This is a genomic window from Streptococcus mitis (assembly GCF_001579035.1).
Lineage (GTDB): Bacteria > Bacillota > Bacilli > Lactobacillales > Streptococcaceae > Streptococcus > Streptococcus mitis_J.
The window spans coordinates 113944-117659 of the sequence record NZ_KQ970286.1; the positions used below are offsets into that span (position 1 = coordinate 113944).

Consider the following 3716-nt stretch of genomic DNA (forward strand, 5'->3'; position numbering starts at 1 on the left):
AAAAGTTTCCAATCAGATGACTGGAAACTTTTTTATAGTCTATTTCGAAAAACTTCGTACATGAGAATGGCTGCAGCAACACTGGCATTGAGACTTTGAACATGGCCATTCATCGGAATGGTAATCATCTCATCGACTTGTTTTTTGATGTTGCTAGAGATGCCTTTTCCTTCATTTCCGATGATGAGGGCGATTTTCCCTTTTGTATTCCACTTGTGGCAAGGAGTCCCATTCATATCCGTTCCAAAGGTCCAGAATCCTTCATCCTTGAGTTTGTCCAGAGTTTGGCTCAGATTGGTCACTCGAGCGATTGGAACGTGCTCAATAGCACCTGTGGCCGTTTTGGAAACGACAGGAGTAACTCCCACAGCACGGTGCTTGGGAATGATGACACCTGAAACGTTGGTCGCATCGGCTGTTCTTAAGATGGAGCCTAGGTTGTGAGGGTCAGTTAAGCCATCCAGAATCAATAGAAGTGGATTTTCTTCTTGGCGTGTTTTTGCAAGGATGTGATCTAGCTCACTATAGGCAAATTCGGACACTCGTAGAACAAAACCTTGATGAACAGCACCTTCAGTCATCTCAGAGAGGGATTTTTTTGAAGTCCAAGAAATGGATACCTTCTTTTCTGTAGCTAGTTCCTTGACTTTCTCAAGATTCTTACCTCGGAGATCTTCTTGGAGGTAAAGTTTGTTTCCTGTGTTCGCAAGGAGGGCTTCGGTAACGGCGTGGACGCCATAGACAATATCATTTGTTTTCATGCCTCTATTATAACACAAAACCCCGTCTTGCAACGGGATTTTCTTTATTCAAGAATCAGTAAACCATCTTTAACTGCAAATGGGTCTTTTTCATTGATACGGTCGTAAAACATGATTCCGTTGATGTGGTCAATTTCATGCTGAACAACGATGGAGTTGTAGCCTTTGAGTTTGATACGGTGTTTTTCTCCATCCTTGTCAAAGTAGTCAACAGTAACGCGGGCATGGCGAATAACATAGCCAGGCACGTTGCGGTCAACAGATAGGCAACCTTCTCCTTCACCAAGAGCAGCGTCTTGAACAGAGTGAGAGACGATTTTTGGATTGTACATAATGGCTTGTAAGTCGTAGGCTTCCTGTGGCGTTTCGCCTTCTTCAACAATATTTGGCACCAAAACAGCGATAATGCGTTTTGAGATATCCAACTGAGGAGCAGCCAGTCCTACCCCACCGCGTAGCCCCATTTTTTCAGCCATGACAGGATCTTGGGAATGTTTGAGGAATTGCATCATCTTTTCGCCAAGGATGATTTCTTGGTCAGACAAGGGAAAAGTGACTTCCTCAGCAACTGCGCGTAGAGTAGGATTCCCCTCGCGGATAATATCGTTCATATCAATTAAGTGAGCAGCTTTTGTAATACGTTCTATAGCAGACATTTTCTCTCCTTTCATTACCTCTACATGATAACACAAAATGACAAGGATTGAAAGTATTACAGCCTTTAGGATTTATAGAAAATAGATAGGAAGTTCAATTCATACTCAATGAAAATCAAAGAGCAAACTAGGAAGCTAGCCGCAGGTTGCTCAAAAAACTGTTTTGAGGTTGCAGATAGAACTGACGAAGTCAGTAACATATATACGGTAAGGCGACGCTGACGTGGTTTGAATTTGATTTTCGAAGAGTATCAATTGTGAAAGAATTACTTATCTATGATATAATAAAAAGAAAAGGCTTGCATAAGAAAGTAGGGAGAATGAAGATGAAAAGAAGACAAGATAGAAATCAGGGTGGTTTAGCTTTTCGTTTTATGAAGGGCTTGGTAAACTTTTTTAGGAGTTATCGCAGGTGGAGCAATAAAGGATTTGTGGCGGTACTCTTGCTAGCAGTTGCTTTATCAATGGGCTTGGTCTTGTTGGTTGAAAGTTTCCAAGGCATGCCTCTGACCAGTCAAAAACGAGATACTATTTCTCAAGAGGGGACTAAGCAAAAGTCTCAGGAGCAGGAAGAGGAAAAATCTGCTAGAATTATGGCCAACGGAGATTTGCTCTACCACGATGGACTTTTCTTTTCAGCTAAAAAAGAAGACGGTACCTATGACTTTCATGAGAATTTTGAGTATGTGACACCTTGGCTCAAGCAAGCAGATTTAGCTATTGGTGATTTTGAAGGAACCATCAATAAGGATCATTATTTAGCAGGTTATCCTCTCTTTAATGCTCCTGCTGAAGTTATGGATGCCATTAAGGATGCAGGTTATCATGTGCTGGATTTAGCTCATAATCATATTTTGGATTCGCAAATTGAGGGAGTTATTTCAACGGCCGATATTATTGAGAAAGCTGGAATCACTCCAATCGGAGTTTATACGCACGAGCCACGTGATCAGGCTCCGCTGGTCATTAAGGAAGTGAATGGTATCAAGGTTGCACTGTTAGCCTATTCCTATGGTTTCAATGGCATTGAGCAGTATATTTCTCAGGAAGACTATAATCGTTATCTTTCAGATTTAAACGAAGATAAGATGAAGGCTGAAATTGAACGGGCAGAAAAGGAGGCAGATATCACCATTATCATGCCTCAGATGGGTGTGGAGTATCGATTGGAACCAACTGAGGAACAAAAAGCTCTTTATCACAAGATGATCGATTGGGGAGCGGATATTATCTTTGGAGGGCATCCTCACGTTGTTGAACCATCTGAAACGGTTGAAAAAGATGGAGAAAAGAAACTCATTATCTATTCAATGGGGAACTTCATTTCCAATCAACGAATTGAAACCATGCAAGATGAAGAGAATGCTAAGTGGACAGAGCGTGGCGTGCTCATGGATGTGACCATTAAGAAGAAGGATGGAAAAACAACCATCGGAACAGCTAAAGCTCATCCTACTTGGGTCAATCGAACACCAAAGGGAACTTTTTCACCAGAAGGATATCCCCTATATCATTATCAAACCTATATCTTGGAAGATTTTATAGAGGGTGGCAGTCATCGTGATCAGTTAGATGAAGCGACTAAGGAACGAATTGATACAGCCTATAAAGAAATGAACGAACATGTGGGATTGAAGTGGGACTAGCTTGAATCCAAAGGAAAGTAAATGATGATTAAAGTAATTGCGACAGATATGGATGGGACCTTGCTGGATGCTAGAGGCCAGCTGGATCTCCCACGCTTGGAAAAGATTTTAGATCAGTTGGATCAAAGGAGCATTCGTTTTGTCATCGCGACGGGCAATGAAATTCACCGCATGAGGCAACTACTGGAGCACTTGGTAAATCGAGTGGTTCTGGTGGTTGCCAACGGTGCTCGTATTTTTGAAAACAATGAACTGATTCAGGCCCAGACTTGGGATGATGCCATTGTTGATAAGGCTTTGGCTCATTTCAAGGATCGAGCGTGTCAGGACCAGTTTGTTGTAACGGGGATGAAGGGTGGTTTCGTCAAGGAAGGTACTATTTTTACAGACCTTGAAAGTTTTATGACTCCAGAAATGATTGAAAAATTCTACCAACGGATGCAATTTGTGGACGAATTAACCTCTGACCTCTTTGGTGGTGTGCTCAAGATGAGTATGGTTGTTGGTGAGGAACGTTTGAGTTCGGTCTTGGAAGAAATCAATGACCTCTTTGATGGCCGTGTTCGGGCTGTATCGAGTGGCTATGGTTGCATTGATATCCTCCAAGCTGGAATTCATAAAGCATGGGGCTTGGAAGAATTACTCAAGCGCTG

At 42.1% G+C, this 3716-nt stretch carries 4 protein-coding genes; 2 read left to right on the forward strand and 2 right to left on the reverse strand.

Features of this window, described 5'->3' with window-relative positions; translation table 11 throughout:
• Nucleotides 1–32: 32 nt before the first annotated feature.
• Together rlmB and def are read right to left on the reverse strand one after the other, a co-directional pair.
• On the reverse strand, nt 33–761 hold the full coding sequence (rlmB, locus tag SMIDD26_RS02830; protein ID WP_061438841.1) for a 23S rRNA (guanosine(2251)-2'-O)-methyltransferase RlmB: 729 nt from the start codon (nt 759–761) through the stop codon (nt 33–35).
• A 44-nt stretch (nt 762–805) separates the two neighbouring features.
• The gene (gene def, locus SMIDD26_RS02835) at nt 806–1417 is read right to left on the reverse strand and encodes a peptide deformylase (protein ID WP_001272954.1); all 612 of its coding nucleotides are present in this window, start codon (nt 1415–1417) and stop codon (nt 806–808) included.
• 326 nt (nt 1418–1743) lie between these two features.
• Between def and SMIDD26_RS11390 the strand changes: the two genes are divergently transcribed.
• The gene (locus tag SMIDD26_RS11390) at nt 1744–3063 is read left to right on the forward strand and encodes a CapA family protein (protein WP_134990120.1); all 1320 of its coding nucleotides are present in this window, start codon (nt 1744–1746) and stop codon (nt 3061–3063) included.
• 21 nt (nt 3064–3084) lie between these two features.
• Nucleotides 3085–3716 (forward strand): HAD-IIB family hydrolase (locus SMIDD26_RS02850; protein WP_246746867.1); only part of this gene is annotated, 632 nt, incomplete at its 3' end.

Excerpts from the sequence above, each read along its gene's own strand:
- rlmB (WP_061438841.1), bottom strand. The coding sequence starts at position 761 with ATGAAAACAAATGATATTGTCTATGGCGTCCACGCCGTTACCGAAGCC.
- def (WP_001272954.1), bottom strand. The coding sequence starts at position 1,417 with ATGTCTGCTATAGAACGTATTACAAAAGCTGCTCACTTAATTGATATG.
- SMIDD26_RS11390 (WP_134990120.1), top strand. The coding sequence starts at position 1,744 with ATGAAAAGAAGACAAGATAGAAATCAGGGTGGTTTAGCTTTTCGTTTT.